The organism is Pseudomonadota bacterium, from assembly GCA_010028905.1.
Taxonomy (GTDB): domain Bacteria; phylum Vulcanimicrobiota; class Xenobia; order RGZZ01; family RGZZ01; genus RGZZ01.
Map to the genome: position 1 here is coordinate 1 of RGZZ01000480.1, position 3,765 is coordinate 3,765.

4 protein-coding genes are annotated in these 3,765 nt (G+C 66.5%); 2 read left to right on the plus strand and 2 right to left on the minus strand.

All coding sequences use genetic code 11. The features are described from left to right. Nucleotides 1-1,678: TlpA family protein disulfide reductase (locus EB084_21490; GenBank protein ID NDD30838.1), on the minus strand; the 1,678-nt coding region annotated here is incomplete at its 3' end. Nucleotides 1,679-1,877: 199 nt separating this feature from the next. Here EB084_21490 and EB084_21495 point away from each other — a divergent pair. Together EB084_21495 and EB084_21500 are read left to right on the plus strand one after the other, a co-directional pair. Next, the gene (locus EB084_21495; protein NDD30839.1) at nucleotides 1,878-2,768 is read left to right on the plus strand and encodes a branched-chain-amino acid aminotransferase; all 891 of its coding nucleotides are present in this window, start codon (nucleotides 1,878-1,880) and stop codon (nucleotides 2,766-2,768) included. A 113-nt stretch (nucleotides 2,769-2,881) separates the two neighbouring features. Continuing rightward, nucleotides 2,882-3,523: a hypothetical protein gene (locus tag EB084_21500; GenBank protein NDD30840.1), complete on the plus strand. Its 642-nt coding sequence runs from the start codon at nucleotides 2,882-2,884 to the stop codon at nucleotides 3,521-3,523. Nucleotides 3,524-3,569: 46 nt separating this feature from the next. On the opposite strand, the gene EB084_21505 is transcribed toward EB084_21500, so the two are convergent. Then, nucleotides 3,570-3,765: hypothetical protein (locus EB084_21505; GenBank protein NDD30841.1), on the minus strand; the 196-nt coding region annotated here is incomplete at its 5' end.

Genomic DNA, 3,765 nt, shown 5'->3' on the forward strand with positions numbered 1-3,765 from the left:
CGGCCTGCTCGAACTCGGGGGTGCCGGGGTGCCCCGACCAGGCCACCTTCCCGTCACGACCCACCACGACGGCGTGGGGGATGCCGCTCACGCCGTAGTCGGCGTTGCTGCGGCTGCCATAGCCGACGTTGTAGTTCATGTTGCGGGCCATGTTCGTGACGTTGCTGTTGTTGTCGCCGGTCAGGGCCATGATCTGGAGGCCCTGGTTCTTGTACTTGGCGGCCATCTCGTTCATGTGCGGAACCTGCGCGCGGCACGGGCCGCACCACGGGGCCCAGAACTCCACCACGCTCACGTCACCCTTGCGCGCGCCGAGGCTCGGGGTTCCGTCGGCGTTGAGCCATCCCTGGGCCTTGATCTCGGGCGCCTGCTGGCCGGGGCGTCCCCCCACGCTCACCGGTGCGGGCTTGGGCACGTCGACCTTGGCGCTGCCGTCTACCGCGGGGGAGGGCTTGCTCGTGTCGACGGCCTGCGGGCCGAACAGAAGGCGGTCGTGGAACTCCTGTCCCCAGGTCTTCTTGATGAAGTCGCGCATCGGCTGGGCGTCGGGGCTGCTCTGGAAGTTGCGCAGGTACTCTTCCTGTCCGAACCCTTTGAACTGGGGGATGTCCTTGCCCTCGCGGAAGCCGTCCATGGCGCGCATGGCCGACCAGCCGTAGAAGTCCTTCGACTCCGGGTGGTTCTTGAAGTAGTTCGGGTCGTACTTGTCGATGGCCATCGCCATCGCCATGTTGATGGGGGTGAAGTTCAGCTGGCCCGCGACCGCGTCGCGACCGCCCTGGTTCCACTGCCCCTTCTTGGCCAGTTCGGTGGCCGCCGCGCCGCCGTTGGTGTAGGCGGTGAGCTCGTCGAGCAGGTAGAGGGGGCGATCGTTCCACTGCTTCTGCTGGTCGACGTACATGCGGGAGCGGTCTGACTGCAGACTCGGGGGCAGGAACTCCTTCGCCTTGCGCAGGTCGAGGTTCGGCTCGGTGAGGCGGATGGCCTTGTCGCCTCCAACGTAGTAGCCGTTCACGCGACCCTCGCCGGGAAGCCCCTTGGCGTTGCGCACATCGGAGTTGATGCCGTGCGTGGTCTCGTGCACCGCGGTGGCGGGATCGCTGTCTTCGTAAGAGTTGCCGTGGCTCGGGTCGAGGTGGCTGCGGATGTCGTTGGCCACCTGGCTCGGACCGTTCGGATTGGCCTTGCGGGCGCGGTACTCGAAGAAGGGGGGCTGGGGGATGGAGCGATCGGCATCGTTGGCCGCCGTCACGGTCTTCGACTGCGTGGGTGCGGTAGCCGCGACCTCTTCTACTCTGCTCTCGGCCTGTGCGGGCTGCGCCTCGGCCTCAGGAGCCGCGGGCCGCATCCACGACGAGATCCCTGCCAGGACGCCGCCTGCACGCGGCGCTTCAGGCTCAGCGTGGGGCGCGACAGGCGCGTGCGAGCGCTCGTTTGTCCGAGCTTCGTGCGCGGTGCCCGCGGGTGAGGTCGTGTGCGCACGGTTCTCCGCGCCAGGCGCGGTGTGCGGGTGGTTCACCCCATTCTGGGGCTGGTGCTGAGGCTGGTGCGTGACACCGTTTGTTCCGCCTCCCCCTACCCGCTGCGCGGCCACCGAGCCCTGCGGACGCAGGATCGGACGGGGCTTCGGCGCTTCGTTCTGGTTGGGGTTGTTGTGGTGGATGATGCGGCGATACACGGGCAACCTCCTCGATGCTCACGGGGTGGCGGGGGACACCCCCCGCGCATCCTGCCTTTGTGATGCTTGAGAAGGCGCGATCAGACCGGTTTGCGCCGCCACATGTTAACGGTTTGTTGCCGCGATGTGAATTTCTACGCACGCAGGCTCACCCCTGACGGCAGGCACACGGGCTCCGGTCGCCGTACTCAGGTCAGACATGGTCACCGCCGCCTCCCCCCACAACCCCGTCTGGATCAACGGCGAGATCGTTGCCGAGACCGAGGCACGCGTCTCGGTGCTCGATCACGGCTTTCTCTACGGCGACAGCGCCTATGAAGCCGTGCGCACCTTCGGGGGGCGCCCTTTTCTGCTCGATGCGCACCTGCGACGACTCGGTCGCTCGGCCGCCGGGATCGGAATCACACTCCCGAACAGCGTGGGCGTGGCGGTGGATGACGTTCTTGCGGCATCTTCCGGAGAGCGACTGCTCCGCATCATCGTGACCCGCGGGGTGGGCCCCCTGGGCTACGACATCATCGCCGACCAACCCCCCACCCTCATCGTCCTGTCACGACCGATGCCCACCTATCCGACCGCGTACTACCTCGACGGCCTCGCACTCGCATTCGTGAGCGTGCAGCGCAACCATCGAAATGCCCTCGACCCGTCCCTGAAGACCTCGAACCTGCTCAACCTGCGCCTTGCCCACATGGAAGCGCGGCGTGCCGGCGCGGATGACGCAGTGATCCTGAACGCACGCGGCGAGGTGACGGAGGCGTCTGGGAGCAACATCTTCGCGATCAGGAAAGCCACACTCTTCACTCCTCCGCACGACGCCGGGATCCTCGCGGGGTGCACGCGCGAATTCGTTCTTCGTGAGATCGCGCCCGCCATCGGCATGTCGGTGCGCGAAGAGCCGATGCCTCCGGAAGCACTGTCAGACGCCGACGAGATCTTCATCACCAGCACGACCCGTTCCATCCATCCGGTCACCCGCCTCGATCACAAGCCGGTGGGAGAGGGCCGCCCAGGGCCGCTGACTCGGCGCCTGATGCGCCAGTTCGAAGCACGAGTGGGGGTTCCCGTCTTCCCGGAGGGCAGCTGCTGAGGCGGCCGCCGCAAAGAACAGACCCACCTGAACAAGCCCTGAGCGCTGCGTCGCCGCATCACGAGAAAAGGCCCCCAAGAAGAGCCCGGCAGAAAGCAGAAGAGCGTTCCCTCATGAATCTCCAACCCCTCGACGATCATCTCCATCCCGAATCGCCCCATGCGGTCGCGAAGCGCGCGCAGGACGGCGCGCAAGACAGATGCGAGGCCATCATGATCGCCGTCGGACAGTACGCTCCCGCTCCCGAGACGAGCGTGCGCGTGCTGGTGCTGGGCCGAACACCGAAAGGAAACGAGACCCTGGCAGACGCATGGATGATCCCGCGCGACACGCGCGAGCTGATGGCTCTGCTACGGGAATCTGCGCCGCGCCAAGGTCGGTGCGACGCCATGTACCTCACACCCTGGACCTGCGCCTGGACCACCGACGACGAACCGATGGAGGTCTGGGACGAAGGTGGACGGTTGCTGTGGCACTTTGACGGCCGTCTCTACCTGCGCGCCATCAACAACTGTGTCACGGTGCGTGAGATCCATGGCTTTGTGAGCCCCGACTGGACGAGAAGAGGGGTGGCACTGGCGCTGGCCGATGGCAGCACGCAGCAGCTGATTGCGATCGACGAGCCGATGGCGACCCTCGATCCCACCTACGACAGACTCGATCTCGTGTGTGATGCCGCGTGGGTCTCCGATCTGGCGCACGCCATGGCCCGACGGCTCGGCGCAGCGATACGCATCGACCCGGCTCTTGCCTGATACCGCACGGCGACCCGCTCACGAAGAGCGCGTCGCCACGAACCGTTCAGATCGCGCGCACGCGCTGGGTCTGGGTCACCGCAACCTCTCGCCGCCACATCTCCTCGCACCGGACGCAGTGCCCGCTCTGTGTGAGTCGGAAGCCGCACTCCCCGCAGATGCGCGCCGCAAGCAACGTGCTCTTCGAATAGACATCGCCAGGGCGAAACCGGGTCGAGGTCTTTCCAGCGCCAGGCTTGGTC